This is a genomic window from Rhizobium sp. 10N427, from assembly GCF_056394605.1.
Genome location: NZ_JBFTID010000006.1, coordinates 227,273 through 240,970 on the forward strand (window position 1 = coordinate 227,273; position 13,698 = coordinate 240,970).

Below are 13,698 nucleotides of genomic sequence, written 5' to 3' on the forward strand. Positions count from 1 at the left end.
TATGACCAGTGACCAAATTGTCAATTGGTCACTTCACTTTGACAAGCTTCGAAGAATTAGGCTTATGACCTCGTTCGATCCGTTCGGAACAGCATCGAGGTTGTGCTGCAACATCGATGGATTGAGAAACGATTGCATCGCCTGCATTGTGGCTCGCGAGACTTCATCCAAAGGCGTTTTCGTCTCAAACTCTCCTGCCTCACGGCCCTCGCTGACGAGTTTTCGTACCATAGATTCAATGCGGGCGGTGTGCTCTTGCGAAGACACCCAATTCTCGCTCGTTGAATACGTGGCAATCTCGTAGAGCTGGCGATCTACGAAGAACAACTCGACGTTCTTGTCGATTAAAGTCCTGAAATAGCGCCGCATTTTCTCCGCGGAATTCCCAGGCTCGTTAGTCGTCTGTTCGGCGGCAGATGTGATTTTTGCAAGACACTGAACGCAAATCGCTTCGCCAATGGACTGCTTGGAATCAAAAAACTTGTAGATATACGCCTTGGAAAAACCGATCGCCTTCGCAAGGTCGTTCATCGTCGTTTTTCCATAGCCGAAATGGCTAAAGTACCCATTGGCCGCATGCACTATCTGGTCGCGAACAGCGTGTTCCGCGGGGCCTCTTTTCTGTCCAGAATTTGAATCGTCTTCAACAGCCATGCGACAACTTAACATCGCAAGTCGCAGAAAACAACGGTGACCGCTGCGGTCACTGTTCACTCAACCCGGAATCGTTTGGTTCAGGCGGTCTCCTTGCCCTCATGCACCGCACTTCCTATGCTCACGCGGAGAGCAGATGCCTGAGTTTTACCGATCATGCGTTCAACCTCTTCTTGGGCGGCCTCCCAGAGCGGAGTCGCCTCCCGTCGCTTAGTCTCTCCACCAGCCGTGAGAACAATGTTCAGTCTGCGCGGCTCCACGGGGTCGGGTTGTGCGACAACGTAACCTTCGTCTTGCAGCGGCTTCAATGTCCTTACGAGAGTCGTCCTATCCATCACCAGCCTACGTGCAAGATCGACCATCGTCATCTCCCCACACTGAGAGAGAAATTCTAGTATGGCGAAATCGCCAGCGGATATGCCACACGGATGCATGTGCTTGTGGTACACACGACCCAGCAATCTAGAGAACTGCCTCGTTGCGAGCGAGTAGCAGAGTTCAGTAGGTAGTTTTCGCTTGCTCTCGTTCTTTTTCGTTGTCATCGCCGTGCCCATTGGTGTGGCTACACATAACTTCTGCAGTCCGAGATTGTCAAAGCCTTAGAGCCCTTCCATCGCCTCAGCTATGAGCCTCGCTTGTGTCTCCGGATGTAAGAAGGAAGTACGGGCAAGGAGAAATACGATTTCGCTCGGACGGCTCTCCAAGATAGTTTCAAGGAGTGCCCTTCGGAGATGTTGACGATCTATCACGATATCTATCGTTTCATTTGTGGGTTTTCCTTCAAGGTCTCTCTCGGCAATCAGGCTTTCAAAATCGATGGCCAGTACAAGGTATGGCTTCGAAAGCGCGGGTGAGGATTGAAAATTACGCTTGTATGACGCGATTGCAAACGTCTTTTCGTTATCCGATATGTGTTGGCCGTAGACGAACGGGAAACCGAGGCCGGCCGCAATCTGCGATGCGTGGATCGTGGAGCCCAATATGAAGATTGGTAGATCTGATTGCTGCTCGTACTCGCTAACAGGGTCGAAGAAAGAGATAAGCTTGTCGCGGAGTCTGCCGATGGCGCTAGGTGTACCGGCTCTGCCATCAGTCGAACTCGGCTTCGAACTTGGGGTGCCAAGCAATACGTCGAGACGCGACGGGAAAAAACCCGTCATCATAGGGTTGTTTAAGACCCTGTATGTGGCGCCTGTTGCGCCTTCCCGATGCAGCGCGATCCGCATCTTGCTGGTTGAGTTCGCTACCCGCTTCAGCAGCAGTTGGGTATCTGAAAACCTCTCATCAGCGGTCAGCCAGAGGCGATAAGAGCCAAATTTTTCAGCGGAAATCGCGAATGTTTCCAGATCACGGCTGTCGATGAAGGCTGCACCCATACGCTCGCGCGCAATCATTAGCGAGAAGGCGGTCATCGGTAAGTGCACACGATGACGCTTCCGTTCGTGCAGCTAAAGCCCGCGAGCGGCGATGGAGCAGAAGCATCTTCCCTGTGGGGATCGGCTAAGCCGTTGTATGTGTCAACCTTCAAACGCCCCACCTAACTTGGCGGCGACGAAGGTGAACGGGCACTGACCTGCATTCTCATCACACGTCTCGTGATCATTCATCCTCCCGTTCAGCGCCTCCAATTCGCTTGTTCCGAGGAGCGGAATAATTGGTGATTGGGCCTGGGTGTCCTTCGGCTGAGCACTCATGGTGAATTCCTTGCGATCCGATCAACGGTCATCCGCTCGACTACATGTGACGAGACTGCTCGCGATCGATCAGCTTGTACTTGTCCGACGAGAGAGACGAAGCTTCTCTCCGCTTCGCTCCAGAGAGCATCTGCCTTCGCCAGAGCGAGTGTCGCAGCCTGAGTGATTTGAACGGTCCGGACACGGCGGTCACGCTCGCTCTGATGAATTTGGATCAACTTGGCCTTCAAGAGTGGGCTCAGGCTGCGCCCAAATGTCGACTTGTCGAGCCCCAGCATCCTTCCCAGCGATCCCGAGGAAGTCTCTGGATGATCTGATGCAACCGTCATTAACGCAAACTGCGAGATGCTCAGTCCGGAGGGCTCAAGTATCTCATCATAAAAGCGGGTTGTGGAACGAGCGGCGCGTCGTAGTGAGGTACAATGACAGCTTTGGGGTTCGAAGTGCGTCATTGGCTAGACCCACTGCGCGGGCCTCTGAACCTCGACAGAGAAGCTTCATTTCCATTGGCTGCAATCTTTAGGTCGCGTTCCAATCTCGAAAGGTAATTGTCGGAAACGTTCATTTCCCTTAACGCCGAATTTAGCTCGCGTGCCACCTGTCCGGCGTTCCTGATTGCGGATGCCTCGGGAGTATTCTGCAACAAGAATCCAATGGGAGGGCGATCAACCACTTTTCCCTGCGTGACGAACGCCATGGCGCGTATCATCTTGCCGGAGCACCAGGCGTTAACCCATGCGGGACGAAAACCCCTGGTGTCTACCCAATGTTTCCAGACACGCTCAACTTGGCGCTCAGAGAGGCTCAAGAGCGCTCCATGCGTTGAGCCGTTTGGGATCAGCGTCAGCGGCAACTCCGCGCCAAGTTCGTCTAAAGCTGCAGAGACAGACCGCCTCCAGCCGCGAACTAGAGCAGGCTGGCGCTCAACTGCATCAACGAGTGGCCGTATCATCCAGATGTCATAGACGAAGAGCCAGGTGGTTGGCGCCAGCGGGCCCTCACAGAGGAAATCGAGGAGCGACGTCTTGGGAGAAAAGTCTCGTATGAGATTATTAGAGCGAATGTTCATTGCGAATGGGCGATCCGAAGATGTTTTGCTGCAGGCGCGACGACTGAAGACCCGAGTGCTCGTGATAAAAAGTCCACGAAGACCTTCGTACGCAGTGGAGGTTGGCGCGGGCCACGCCAAAGTGCGAAGATAGGAAGTGGTGTCCGTGGGAGCTGGGGAAGCACTTCCACCAACAACCCCTCACGCAAGGATTGGTCGAAAAGCCAGCGCGGACCATTCGCGATCCCGAGCCCGCGTTCCGCCGCCGCACATATAAGATCCGCATCCCCGGAGAGGATCGCTGGCTTAATGGGAAAATCCACGTCGTCACCGTCTTGCGAAAACTTCCAAGCGGAGCTGTTCGCGTCTTGATCCCAATAAATAAGGTTATGACCTCGTAGATCTTCGACGCGGGTTATTGTCGGGATGACATCAACTAATGAGGGAGATGCGACAGTGACCATGGACGTGAACCCGACTCTCCGCGAGATGAGAGATCCGTCTCCAGGGAGACCAATTCTTACTATCAGATCATACCCGCCATCAATAGTGTTGACTTCGGCAATCTGAGGATTGAGGTGCAATCTGATTTTGGGATGCTCGGTCAGAAAGTCATTGAGAAAGGGGACAATAAGCTCTTTGGCAAGGCCGCCGGGCACCGAAACGCTAAGACTCCCTTGTGGGCGCACACGGTGCTCGCTAACGCGAGCTTCGCAATCTTCAAGGTCTCGCAATATGCCCAAGGCCGATTTATAGTAGTCTCTACCGGCTTCAGTGAGACTCACACCTCGCGCGGACCTGCGCAATAGTGCCGTCCCAAGCCTGCCTTCTAGCTCCGCCATGTGTCTGCTAACTGTTGGCTGTGAAATTCCAATCTCTCGAGCAGCTTTCGTAAAATTGCCGGAGCTGGCGACGCGTAGGAACAGTTCTATGATGTCCAGCCGATCCATTTCGACACGAAGACCTCGGAAACAAAAATTGAAGGTGGCATCATATGTGCTATTGCACATAGTTAAAGTCAATACGCTACTGCTGCTGGATAGCTGTTTGACGCGATGACATCAGCTAGCGTTCTCGAACCAAGTTCGCGTATCAACGCCTGCTGTGCCCTTTCTTCAATGTTCTGAAGCAGTTGGTCGAGATTTGGTACCACCGATGTAGTTTCGAGCCAGTGTCGATTTCGAGTCACCGCTGCATAGACCTCCACCAAGGGAATCTCAGAAGGGGCGGCTAGTATGCTGATGCCGTCGCCGTGGAACTCCAACATGTTTTTGGACGCAAGTGCTTTCGTTAAAGCAATCACTTCTGAGTCAGGAAACGTCAATTTCGCCGATAGCTCCCTCACAGATGCGACGGCACCTTCAGCGTTGAGGCTCCATATTGCGACCAGTGTCTGTACCGCACGGGGAAAATTTGGATCGATCATGACCGAGCAGACCTAAGCATTCACGCTTCCGCCCTCAAGGGGCAGAGCGGCTTTTCTGCCGCTCTGCATTTGCGTCACTTGGCAGCAGCAGCCTTTTCGATCACGCGCGCGACTTCTTTTGCGTGAACCACCAGTGAGGCGTGACTTCCTTCAACCTGGGTAGTTTTGGCGTTGATGCGTGATGCGAAGAAGTGCTGATCCTTGGGATCTAGCAACTTATCCTGTCCGCTTACAACATAGAAAGACGGCTTGGTGTGCCAAGCGGCACGCGTAACCTTCGCTTCGAACGCAGTGTGGTTCAATGGGAGCTGGTTGTTGGCCAGTGCCTCCGCGATCTTCGGCGGCACGTCTGCGGCAATAACCTTGGGGAATGCTGCCGGATCGATGGAAAGATATCCCTTCTGGTCGGGACGGATGGCTGCAATGCCGGCGGTCTTCGTCCCAGCGTTTCCGAGAGCTGCAACAGACTCACCTTTTTCTGGGGCGAACGCGGAGACATACACAAGGGCCTTTACCTTGGGATCGTCACCGGCCTCCGTAATGACAACACCGCCCCAAGAATGGCCAACGAGCACAGTCGGACCGTTCTGGGCGTCGAGCGCCTTTCGTGTGGCTTCGACATCCGCGTCCAGCGAGGTGAGCGGGTTCTTGACGAGGGTTACGTGAAAGCCGTCCTTCTCGAGGATTTGGGCGACCGGTTGCCAGCTTGATTCATCAACGAAAGCACCGTGGACTAAGACGATGTTTTTGACTGTCTGCGCGGCGACCGCCGACGTCGATGCGCCGGAGAGGGCCATCAAGCCGGCTAGGCCGGAGAGTAGTGTTTTGAGCATATCGAAATCCTTTTGCTTGATTGAGCAGGCTTTTCTGCAAAGGTGTGCTCCTGGGGCTCAGGCCGGTCGCGAAGGGTTAAGGACCCTTGTGCCGCCCCAAAGCCTTGGGTTACAAGCGAGAGATTAGGACTAGACGTAGTGGCGCTCTATGGCACGGAAAACGGATTAATTGATCAATCGTCCAAAGAAGCGGACGCCGTTGATCTACTTTCGGACGTCCTCAGATTTGTACAGCTCAAAGGCGGCGCCGTCTTCGCGGGAGAACTCCCTCCTGAAAGCGAACAATCCGGGCTAAGAGATGCTGCGACTATCCACGTCGTGCAGGAGGGAGCGATCGAAATCGTGCGACCGGCGAGAGTGCCCCTGCTTGTGGGCCAGGGAGAGATAGTGCTGATCCCGCGAGCGGGGGTACATCATAGAATTAGGGCATCTTGTATTGTCGACGCGAGTCGACCCAGGATCATCAGCGCCACATTCGATTTCGACAACGCTGACGCGGCGATACCACTTCTGCGCTTGTTGCCTGAGCTAATACATATCACCCCTGAAATGGACAATTCGTCTGTGTTGATCAAGGATGTGGCTAAGTTTCTTGTCCTTGAGACGGCGCGGCCAGAGCCGGGTTTTTCACTGATGATATCCAGGGTGATTGATATCCTCGTGATACGGTGCATCCGCACGTGGTCGCGCACTGTTCAGAATGATGGATGGGTAGGATCACTCGCCGACGACAGAATAAGCCGTGTAGTGGCCGCGCTTCATCGGCAACCATCGAACTCATGGTCGGTCGCATCGTTGGCTTCTTTAGGGCATGTCGCGATCAAGTTTTTCGGACCGGTTCGCACAGCTCGTGGGCACGTCGCCATTGCGCTACCTCCAGAATTGGAGGCTTTCGATAGCTGCTGAACTGCTTCAGAACTCACATCTTCCAGTGAAAGAGATTGCGTTCTCAGTTGGATACGAATCGGAAGCTGCGTTCAGTCGGGCCTATCGCAGTAAATTTGGCCTTCCTCCAAGAGTAAGCCGGACCCGCGCGGTTTAGCCTGAGCGCCTTAGTATCAAACGGTCGACGTCTACGACTTTCTTCCACCGGGTGCCGGAGAGGGCGTTCAATAGGTCGGAGCGGACGTCGATAGCGTTGCCCGAAACCTGCTTTAAATACTTTGCCGCGCCGATGGCGTATATCGCTACTTCCTCTACAGCGTGCCGCGTGCGCCCGGCGAAACCATGTTCCAGGTTCGCCACCGTCTTGACGGTCTCGATAGCGCCGCGGTAGTGACGACCAAGGTCGAGCGCGGAAAACGCGGTTTGTCTCGCGCTGTCGGCGACGCTGTAGGACATCCTGACCGTTTTGTCGGTCTCCTGGTCCTCCCGGCGAGAAGTGCTCAAGATGAACCATTCATCCAACCCACGCTCGAGCGACAACTTTCGCAGCGCGTCACGAAGAGCATCATCCGTGTCGGCACCGAAGCCATCGACGACTTTCCCCTCGTAAGTGATTTTCACAAAAGTGCGCTCAATCGTTTCCATTCAGTAAGTTGCCTTTCTGTCTTGAGCTAGCGCGTAGTGCGAGGTCACCACGGCGAGCCGCGTTCGGTACTCACCCGGGGTTATCCCTACAACGCGCTTGAAGATCTTGCGATAAGAATTCTGATCCTCGTAACCGCATTGGACGGCGATTTCGTCGATCGAGATGTCGCTTCTCTCCAGTAAACTTCTCGAGTGACTAACCCTCAAACGTTGGCAATAGTCGGTAGGGTTCATCCCTGTCGCCCTGTTAAAGCGCCTGAGCAATGTTCGTTTGCTAGTTCGGGCGCGCGCTGCCATCTGATCTAGCGTGATGCCTCTTCCCAAGGACGTGTGTAACCATCTCTGAACATCAGCAATTCCGAGATCTCCATGGTCGAGCCGCGGCGCGAAAGGGGCGTAGTAGCGTTGAGGACGATCGGCAGGGTCGATCAGCATGAATTTTGCCGTCGCCAGCATAACGTCGTGCCCGAGGAACCGCGCGATAAGTCTCAGGCCCAACTGCGTCCATGCCATCACGCCGCCAGCGGTAATAATGTCCGGATCCTCGATAAGGATGTCTTCCGTGCGAACGTCGATCGCAGGATACCTCGCCTCAAAAACCTCTGTTAAAGACCAGTGCGTAGTCGCTCGCCTATGATCCAACAATCCCGCCTGAGCGAGAACGAAAGCTCCCCCGCATGCGGAACACATAGTTGTCCCGGCATCAGCGCTCTCGACCAGCCAGCGGATGACTGCTCGAGGCATCTCGATGTCAACGCTTCCGGTGATGGGAGGGCACACGATCGCGGAGAAGCACAACTGATTGGAAACATGAAATTCAGCCTCTGATCCGGCACTTACCCGGGCAGCTGCTATCTGGTCACTAATGCCCAGCAGTCGAGCCTGTTCGTTCGCGACTTCGCACATCTCTTCGATGCCGTGCACCGCGCTCTGCGAACAGCTCTTGAATGTAAGAATGCCGATACGGTGAGTTTTTGGCATTTTTGCCCCGTATTTTGTCTCGATCGCCACTGCACAAGTATTGCCGTGCGCGTAAAATGCAAGGACCTTTCGACAATCGGAGACAGCTATGCCCGGACACAATGGGTTTGCCAGCCCACACCGCTTCACCCAAGGGTCGTTCGAGATCACCATACTCAGCGACGGCTTCATTGCACTGCCGGCGGATATCATCATGCCGGAGATCGACGAAACAAGGCGTGGTCCAATCCTTGCAAAGCTGGGGGGAGGGCGGTCGAGTGCGCCCATGGATACCAACATTCCAATTATTCGAAAAGGCAGCGAGCTCATTGTCGTTGATACGGGGTCCGGTATTCAGTTCCAGGAAACCGCCGGAGCTTTCGAGCCGAATCTTGCTGCCGCAGGAGTGGATCCGCTTGCCGTCACCAAGGTTGTGTTGACTCATGCGCATCCAGATCACATGGGCGGCGTCGTTAGGCCCGACGGCAGCCTGCTGTTTCCGCATGCGCAACATTTCATCAGCGGTGACGAGTGGTATTTCTGGCGAGACGACGAAAAGCTCGCAGACGGCCTTCGTCCGTTCGCAGCTGGTGCCCGGGACAACTTCAAGGCAATCGGTGATCGGTTGACAATTGTTAACCCTGGACATGAAATAGTCACCGGTATTGAAGTGGTCGGCACTCCCGGGCATACGGGTGGACATATCTCGCTGTTGCTGGAAGGCGCAGAAGGGCTTCTAATCACGGGCGATGCACTAACGAACCCGGTTATCTCTTTTGAACATCCGGATTGGCGTTTCGGTTTTGATGCTGATCACGAGATGGCGGTTAGAACCCGTAAACTTCTGCTCGACAGGTTCGCCACAAGTCGAGCAAAGCTCTTGGGCTATCACTGGAAGTATCCGGGTGTAGGTCGGGTCGAGTGGTCCGGGGGTCAATACCGGCTGATTACAGAGGATGTATGATGAAAAAGGGGGCGAAGATTCGCCCCCTTTTTCATTTAGCCGATGCTGTCAACAATCCCGCCCTCTACGCGCAACGCGGCACCGGTTGTAGCGGAAGACAGGGGAGATGCGATGTATACGATCATGTTCGCAACCTCCTCGACGGAAGCCGTGCGCTGAATTATCGAGGATGGGCGATTTGCCTTGACGAACGCGTCGGCGGCTTCTTTCACGCTCTGATCGGTTCCGGCGATTGAACCCTCGATCATCGAGACAACACCGTCTGAAAGCGTGGGACCAGGGAGAACGGAATTGACAGTCACGCCTGTCCCGGCCGCACGTTTAGCAAGGCCGCGTGCCAGTGCCAGCTGTGCTGTCTTGGTGGTTGCGTAGAAGATCATGTCAGCCGGAATGTTCAGCCCCGATTCTGAGGAGATGAAGATCACCCGTCCCCAACCGTTTGACATCATTGCTGGCATGTAATGTCGGGATATCCGGATTCCGGAAGTCACATTAACTGAAACGAACTCTGCCCACTCCTCATCCGTTGCTTCGAAGAAATCCTTCCAGGCATAGATTCCGAGGTTGTTGACTAGAACATCGCACGATGGATGCTGCCTGAACAATTCTTCGGCAACTTCGGCCTTGCTTAGATCCCCAACGAAGCCCTGAACCTTAACATTCGGTGCTGCCGTCGAGACCGTCTCTACCGCTTTCGTGACTGTTTCAGCCTTACGACCATTGATGACAACATTTGCACCTGCCTGAGCCAATGCCTTCGCCGCTGCAAGGCCAATGCCTGCAGACGAACCTGTGACGATCGCGCTTTTTCCCGAGAGGTCAATCTTCATTCCAGTATCCTTTCATTTAAAGAGAACGCCAACGCGAAGGGGCGAAAATCGCGTTGGCCGGTCCTTGGGTGAGATGGGGGAGAGCCCAAGGACTATGGGTGAGAGTTAGAGACGGGGCATGAAGTCCTTGAATGCCTCAGCCTTTGTATCCCGCGGCGATAGGCGCGTGTTGGTCGTCGAGCCACCGATGTAGCGCTCCCAGATCTTCCATCCGCTGTCGGTTCGGATCAGACAGTCCCTCATCGGTGAATACAGCCAGATGCCCGGCAGGTCCTGGCCACTCTCCATAATCTCGCCAGCCCCAACCTTCACTGCATCCTCAGGCCATGCGTGGCGGACTAGTAGGTTGTGGTAACGCACCACGACACCATCACCATCTTTGTCGACGATATGGTTAGTTGCGTGACGGCCCACGCCAGGGATTAGGTAAGGATAGTCGACTTCGAAGAAGCGCCGGATTTCCTCGTGGCCACGAATGGTCCCGTGAAAGTGATAGGCAACAGCCTCGGGAGTGAACGAGTCGATCATTCCCTCGACGTCCCACGTCTCAAAGAGCCAGTTGACGCGATTCACGAAATCAATCGCACTTACATGGTCCGCAGGATCCAAAATCCCCTGCTTGCTTATCGGCGGAAATGCCTTTTCCATTTCAAGTCCTCATTTGAGTTGGTGTTGTGTTCATGTCGAAGGAAGGACGGTAGCAAGTTGAGCTTGCAGCGCTTTTGGGTCGGCGGCGAAGGCTGCGGCGGCTAACCGAGAAAGCCCGCCTGGGAACACTTCCGACAGGTTATTTTCAATGGCATCGATGATATCCAGCGCCGCATCTTCAGCGGTCACTTTCTCTTGGTTTGTCCAGGCGCCCATCGCTGTGTCCACCTGCACAGGCATGGCAGCCACGACCATGGTACCATGCGCTCTCAGTTCCGCGCGCAGGCTATGTGTCAAGGAAAGCGCCGCAGCTTTCGAGGCGGAGTAGGTGCCCATTAGCGGCAGGTTGACCAATGACAAAAATGACAGGACGTTCACGATCGCGCCGCCGCCATTTCTTCCGAGCGTGGGAGCAAATGCTCTCGATACATTCAATGGTCCGAAGTAGTTGACGTCCATCTCTCGCCGTGCGAGCGCGGAGTCGTTGCCGGAGAGCGCACCGGTCTCACCCGAAAACCCGGCATTGTTTATTACGAGATTTACGTCAACGGCCGTTTCTCTGGCGTTTGATACTGAAGCGATGTCAGTTACGTCTAACTGAATGGGGACAAGGCGAGGTCCGTGTCTAGCTTGGATCGCCTCGAGCGAGTCAGTGTTCCGCGCCGCAGCGTAAACCTTAATCGCACCACGGGCGATAAGCTCGTCCACGAGCGCTTGACCGATTCCACCGTTGGCGCCGGTAACAAAGGCGATAGACCGAGTGATTTCCATTGGCTTCCTTATGTGTATTTGCACACAAAAATAGCGCGCACTGAGTTCGATTTTTGGCCCGCTAGTCGAGGGCCGCTTGGCTGATCTGTAGATTGTCCGCGCGACCACGCGACGCCATGGTCTGGCCAAATCTCGCTTCATACGCTGCCTGCGCCAATTCCCAACAGGGCATTGCTTGCTCAAGCTTCTCGTGACCGGCAGCGGTTAATGACACCACCCTGGCTCGCTCTCCATCCAAGGCGAGGCTCTGAATAAGTCCCAAATCTTTCAGTGGCTTCAACGCGCGGACTAAGCTTGTGCGCTCCATCACCATTATCCCTGCCATGTCAGCAATCTTGAGAGACCTGTAGTGGTCAAGCACGGTCAGGATTGAAAACTGGGAGATCGTGATGTTGCAGGGCGCGAGCGCGGCATCATACGTTCGCGTAAGCCATCGCGAACTGCGACGAGATGCGAAACAATAGCAGTTATCTGGCCCGAACGGAGTTTTCATGAAAAGCAATATGTGCTATTGCACACTTCCTGTCAAGTCTTGCGGATTAATCCGGTCACGACAGGCATCTTCAACAGCAAAGGTATAAGATTATGACCGTCCCCCAGACGAACCTGTCCACAGTGCCCGATGCCCAAACCGCCTTCGAAGCTGTAAACTTCGTCAATCGCATTAACTTTTACTTCGATCGTTGGGAGGCCGATACGCTCCTGGCCTCGTTTACGGACGACGTAATAGTCGACCACCCACTCGGACGAAGCGTCGGAAAGCCTGCGCTGGCGGAGTTCTTGAAAGCCTACGAACCGATCACTCATGGGGTGCGCCGGCACAACGCCAACCACGTTGTTGACGTTGTGGATGGCGGGGACGTTAAGGTCACATACTATATCCTGCTCGTCAGGATCGCTCCAAGTTCAGAAGCGGCAGCGCTCAAGGATAACCCGATGTCAATCATGGAGTACGATGAGCATTTTCCAAAGCTTATTTCCTATGCTCAGGTGACCGACACATTGACGCGCGTCGGCAATGGGCAATGGAAGGTTCGCCACAAACGTGTGGAGAATGTCGCTGAGGACAGAATTCATCATTTCTGAGAACTCCTGCGCGCCCGCGTCTCAGTCGGGCGCGCAGTCGCTATCAGTTGCTGGTAAGCTCGATCGCTATCGCAATCCCCTGGCCGCCACCAATGCACAGGGTAACTAGTCCCTTACGCAGGCCGTCTCGTTTCATAGAGTGTATAAGACGGGTCAAAAGAACAGCCCCGGTGGCACCAATCGGATGGCCGTGGGCAATGGCGCCACCGTCAACGTTGACTATGTTATGAGAGAGTCCGGTTTCTGCCATTACCGCCAGAGGTACTACTGCATAGGCCTCGTTTATTTCCACGCGCTGCAGGTCTGATAGCGTCCAGCCCGCGTGCGCGAGAGCGTTGCCAATAGCGGGCACAGGTCCAAGGCCAAACATTGCGGGTTCAACCGCTGCTATCCCCACACCCGCGATCCTGGCCGATGCGCTTAGTCCAAGGCTACGAGCCTGAGAGAGCTTTGTGATAAGCATCGCTGAGGCGCCGCTATTCAGGCCTGGCGCGTTGCCAGCCGTGATTGTGCCCTCCGGGCGAAATGCCGGCCGGAGCTTCGATAGCACGGACACGTTAGTCTCCGGTCGCGGTGCCTCATCCTTGTCAAAGACGGTGTCCCCCTTCTTTCCAGCCAGTGTAAGTGGCACGACTTCATCAACAAAAGCACCGGCTTCCTGAGCCTGCGCAAACCTTGACTGAGACCGCGCCGCCCACTCATCCTGTGCTTCGCGGGGTATGCCGAGGCGGCTTACGAGATCCTCAGTGTGCCAACCGGAATGCTTGCCCGAAAAAGCGTCCTCAAGCCCGTCACTCAGCATACTGTCGTACATCGGCGCGGTGCCGAGACGATTTCCCCATCTTCCGCTTGGCAAAAGGTATGGAGCCCGGTCCATGTTTTCCATGCCGCCCGCGACCGCGATGTCTGTCAGCCCCGCCTGTATCTCGAGTGCGGCCGAGATCACCGCCTGGGCTCCAGAACCACATACTCGGTTGACGGTAAATGCGGGGACCGAGACGGGCAGGGCAGCGTTTACGGCTGCCTGTCTCGCAGGGTTCATCTTGTTGCCTGCCTGCACGACGTTCCCCATAATTACTGAGCCTATGATGGCAGGGGAAAGAGCGGCCCTTGATATCGCCTCTTTGATAGCAGCTGCCCCGAGATCTACTGCGGAGTGATCACGAAGAGATCCGTTGAACGTGCCGATTGCGGTGCGGACGGGGCTGCAGATTACGATATCGTCGTTGCTCACTTGCTCACCTCATGTGGCGG

The 13,698-nt window shown here is 55.0% G+C and carries 19 protein-coding genes; 4 read left to right on the forward strand and 15 right to left on the reverse strand.

Going from position 1 to position 13,698, the window contains the following annotated elements:
* Positions 1-33 precede the first annotated feature (33 nt).
* From AC1DIJ_RS15340 to AC1DIJ_RS15375, 8 genes are all read right to left on the reverse strand, one after another.
* Positions 34-654 carry a TetR/AcrR family transcriptional regulator gene (locus tag AC1DIJ_RS15340; RefSeq protein ID WP_112389317.1) on the reverse strand — a complete coding sequence of 207 codons (621 nt, stop codon included), beginning with the start codon at positions 652-654 and terminating at the stop codon, positions 34-36.
* 80 nt (positions 655-734) lie between these two features.
* A complete protein-coding gene (locus tag AC1DIJ_RS15345; RefSeq protein ID WP_162706034.1) occupies positions 735-1,196 on the reverse strand; it encodes a MarR family winged helix-turn-helix transcriptional regulator in 462 nt (153 codons plus the stop codon).
* Between the two features lie 57 nt (positions 1,197-1,253).
* Entirely contained in the window at positions 1,254-2,066 is an 813-nt protein-coding gene (locus AC1DIJ_RS15350; protein WP_112389315.1) for an LLM class oxidoreductase, read from the reverse strand.
* Between the two features lie 105 nt (positions 2,067-2,171).
* Positions 2,172-2,348 (reverse strand): hypothetical protein, encoded by a 177-nt coding sequence (locus AC1DIJ_RS15355; protein WP_162706033.1) that lies wholly within the window; start codon positions 2,346-2,348, stop codon positions 2,172-2,174.
* A complete protein-coding gene (locus tag AC1DIJ_RS15360; RefSeq protein WP_112389314.1) occupies positions 2,345-2,800 on the reverse strand; it encodes a MarR family winged helix-turn-helix transcriptional regulator in 456 nt (151 codons plus the stop codon). The genes AC1DIJ_RS15355 and AC1DIJ_RS15360 overlap by 4 nt, the downstream gene beginning before the upstream one ends.
* A 613-nt stretch (positions 2,801-3,413) precedes the next feature.
* Positions 3,414-4,406 (reverse strand): LysR family transcriptional regulator, encoded by a 993-nt coding sequence (locus AC1DIJ_RS15365; protein WP_112389312.1) that lies wholly within the window; start codon positions 4,404-4,406, stop codon positions 3,414-3,416.
* 8 nt (positions 4,407-4,414) lie between these two features.
* Positions 4,415-4,822 carry an Rrf2 family transcriptional regulator gene (locus AC1DIJ_RS15370; RefSeq protein ID WP_112389311.1) on the reverse strand — a complete coding sequence of 136 codons (408 nt, stop codon included), beginning with the start codon at positions 4,820-4,822 and terminating at the stop codon, positions 4,415-4,417.
* 74 nt (positions 4,823-4,896) lie between these two features.
* On the reverse strand, positions 4,897-5,655 hold the full coding sequence (locus AC1DIJ_RS15375) for an alpha/beta fold hydrolase (protein WP_112389310.1): 759 nt from the start codon (positions 5,653-5,655) through the stop codon (positions 4,897-4,899).
* Between the two features lie 138 nt (positions 5,656-5,793).
* Here AC1DIJ_RS15375 and AC1DIJ_RS15380 point away from each other — a divergent pair, with 138 nt between their 5' ends.
* Both AC1DIJ_RS15380 and AC1DIJ_RS15385 read left to right on the forward strand, forming a co-directional pair.
* Positions 5,794-6,561: a cupin domain-containing protein gene (locus AC1DIJ_RS15380; RefSeq protein WP_477831448.1), complete on the forward strand. Its 768-nt coding sequence runs from the start codon at positions 5,794-5,796 to the stop codon at positions 6,559-6,561.
* Complete coding sequence (locus AC1DIJ_RS15385; protein ID WP_112389308.1) at positions 6,467-6,697, forward strand: helix-turn-helix transcriptional regulator; 231 nt, start codon at positions 6,467-6,469, stop codon at positions 6,695-6,697. The genes AC1DIJ_RS15380 and AC1DIJ_RS15385 overlap by 95 nt, the downstream gene beginning before the upstream one ends.
* On the opposite strand, the gene AC1DIJ_RS15390 is transcribed toward AC1DIJ_RS15385, so the two are convergent.
* The gene (locus AC1DIJ_RS15390; RefSeq protein ID WP_112389307.1) at positions 6,694-7,185 is read right to left on the reverse strand and encodes a hypothetical protein; all 492 of its coding nucleotides are present in this window, start codon (positions 7,183-7,185) and stop codon (positions 6,694-6,696) included. The two genes, AC1DIJ_RS15385 and AC1DIJ_RS15390, sit on opposite strands and share 4 nt — an antisense overlap.
* On the reverse strand, positions 7,186-8,196 hold the full coding sequence (locus AC1DIJ_RS15395) for a GlxA family transcriptional regulator (protein WP_162706029.1): 1,011 nt from the start codon (positions 8,194-8,196) through the stop codon (positions 7,186-7,188). It lies immediately after the preceding gene.
* A gap of 58 nt (positions 8,197-8,254) precedes the next feature.
* Between AC1DIJ_RS15395 and AC1DIJ_RS15400 the strand changes: the two genes are divergently transcribed.
* Positions 8,255-9,109 carry an MBL fold metallo-hydrolase gene (locus AC1DIJ_RS15400; protein ID WP_112389530.1) on the forward strand — a complete coding sequence of 285 codons (855 nt, stop codon included), beginning with the start codon at positions 8,255-8,257 and terminating at the stop codon, positions 9,107-9,109.
* Positions 9,110-9,144: 35 nt separating this feature from the next.
* On the opposite strand, the gene AC1DIJ_RS15405 is transcribed toward AC1DIJ_RS15400, so the two are convergent.
* The 4 genes from AC1DIJ_RS15405 to AC1DIJ_RS15420 all read right to left on the reverse strand — a co-directional run bounded on the left by AC1DIJ_RS15405 (position 9,145) and on the right by AC1DIJ_RS15420 (position 11,851).
* A complete protein-coding gene (locus tag AC1DIJ_RS15405) occupies positions 9,145-9,939 on the reverse strand; it encodes an SDR family NAD(P)-dependent oxidoreductase (RefSeq protein ID WP_112389305.1) in 795 nt (264 codons plus the stop codon).
* Positions 9,940-10,044: 105 nt separating this feature from the next.
* On the reverse strand, positions 10,045-10,587 hold the full coding sequence (locus tag AC1DIJ_RS15410) for a nuclear transport factor 2 family protein (RefSeq protein ID WP_112389304.1): 543 nt from the start codon (positions 10,585-10,587) through the stop codon (positions 10,045-10,047).
* Positions 10,588-10,617: 30 nt separating this feature from the next.
* Complete coding sequence (locus AC1DIJ_RS15415; RefSeq protein ID WP_112389303.1) at positions 10,618-11,358, reverse strand: SDR family NAD(P)-dependent oxidoreductase; 741 nt, start codon at positions 11,356-11,358, stop codon at positions 10,618-10,620.
* A gap of 61 nt (positions 11,359-11,419) precedes the next feature.
* Positions 11,420-11,851: a MarR family winged helix-turn-helix transcriptional regulator gene (locus AC1DIJ_RS15420; protein WP_112389302.1), complete on the reverse strand. Its 432-nt coding sequence runs from the start codon at positions 11,849-11,851 to the stop codon at positions 11,420-11,422.
* A gap of 92 nt (positions 11,852-11,943) precedes the next feature.
* Between AC1DIJ_RS15420 and AC1DIJ_RS15425 the strand changes: the two genes are divergently transcribed.
* On the forward strand, positions 11,944-12,444 hold the full coding sequence (locus AC1DIJ_RS15425; protein ID WP_112389301.1) for a nuclear transport factor 2 family protein: 501 nt from the start codon (positions 11,944-11,946) through the stop codon (positions 12,442-12,444).
* 43 nt (positions 12,445-12,487) lie between these two features.
* On the opposite strand, the gene AC1DIJ_RS15430 is transcribed toward AC1DIJ_RS15425, so the two are convergent.
* Positions 12,488-13,678, reverse strand: a complete 1,191-nt coding sequence (locus tag AC1DIJ_RS15430; RefSeq protein WP_310295291.1) for a thiolase family protein — start codon at positions 13,676-13,678, stop codon at positions 12,488-12,490.
* Positions 13,679-13,698: the final 20 nt, after the last annotated feature.

Bases quoted from the DNA above. Each gene is read 5' to 3' on its own strand.
- AC1DIJ_RS15345 (WP_162706034.1), bottom strand. From the start codon at position 1,196: ATGACAACGAAAAAGAACGAGAGCAAGCGAAAACTACCTACTGAACTC.
- AC1DIJ_RS15355 (WP_162706033.1), bottom strand. From the start codon at position 2,348: ATGAGTGCTCAGCCGAAGGACACCCAGGCCCAATCACCAATTATTCCG.
- AC1DIJ_RS15370 (WP_112389311.1), bottom strand. From the start codon at position 4,822: ATGATCGATCCAAATTTTCCCCGTGCGGTACAGACACTGGTCGCAATA.
- AC1DIJ_RS15415 (WP_112389303.1), bottom strand. From the start codon at position 11,358: ATGGAAATCACTCGGTCTATCGCCTTTGTTACCGGCGCCAACGGTGGA.
- AC1DIJ_RS15390 (WP_112389307.1), bottom strand. From the start codon at position 7,185: ATGGAAACGATTGAGCGCACTTTTGTGAAAATCACTTACGAGGGGAAA.
- AC1DIJ_RS15360 (WP_112389314.1), bottom strand. From the start codon at position 2,800: ATGACGCACTTCGAACCCCAAAGCTGTCATTGTACCTCACTACGACGC.
- AC1DIJ_RS15375 (WP_112389310.1), bottom strand. From the start codon at position 5,655: ATGCTCAAAACACTACTCTCCGGCCTAGCCGGCTTGATGGCCCTCTCC.
- AC1DIJ_RS15365 (WP_112389312.1), bottom strand. From the start codon at position 4,406: ATGTGCAATAGCACATATGATGCCACCTTCAATTTTTGTTTCCGAGGT.
- AC1DIJ_RS15400 (WP_112389530.1), top strand. From the start codon at position 8,255: ATGCCCGGACACAATGGGTTTGCCAGCCCACACCGCTTCACCCAAGGG.
- AC1DIJ_RS15420 (WP_112389302.1), bottom strand. From the start codon at position 11,851: ATGAAAACTCCGTTCGGGCCAGATAACTGCTATTGTTTCGCATCTCGT.
- AC1DIJ_RS15350 (WP_112389315.1), bottom strand. From the start codon at position 2,066: ATGACCGCCTTCTCGCTAATGATTGCGCGCGAGCGTATGGGTGCAGCC.
- AC1DIJ_RS15385 (WP_112389308.1), top strand. From the start codon at position 6,467: ATGTCGCGATCAAGTTTTTCGGACCGGTTCGCACAGCTCGTGGGCACG.
- AC1DIJ_RS15410 (WP_112389304.1), bottom strand. From the start codon at position 10,587: ATGGAAAAGGCATTTCCGCCGATAAGCAAGCAGGGGATTTTGGATCCT.
- AC1DIJ_RS15405 (WP_112389305.1), bottom strand. From the start codon at position 9,939: ATGAAGATTGACCTCTCGGGAAAAAGCGCGATCGTCACAGGTTCGTCT.
- AC1DIJ_RS15340 (WP_112389317.1), bottom strand. From the start codon at position 654: ATGGCTGTTGAAGACGATTCAAATTCTGGACAGAAAAGAGGCCCCGCG.
- AC1DIJ_RS15425 (WP_112389301.1), top strand. From the start codon at position 11,944: ATGACCGTCCCCCAGACGAACCTGTCCACAGTGCCCGATGCCCAAACC.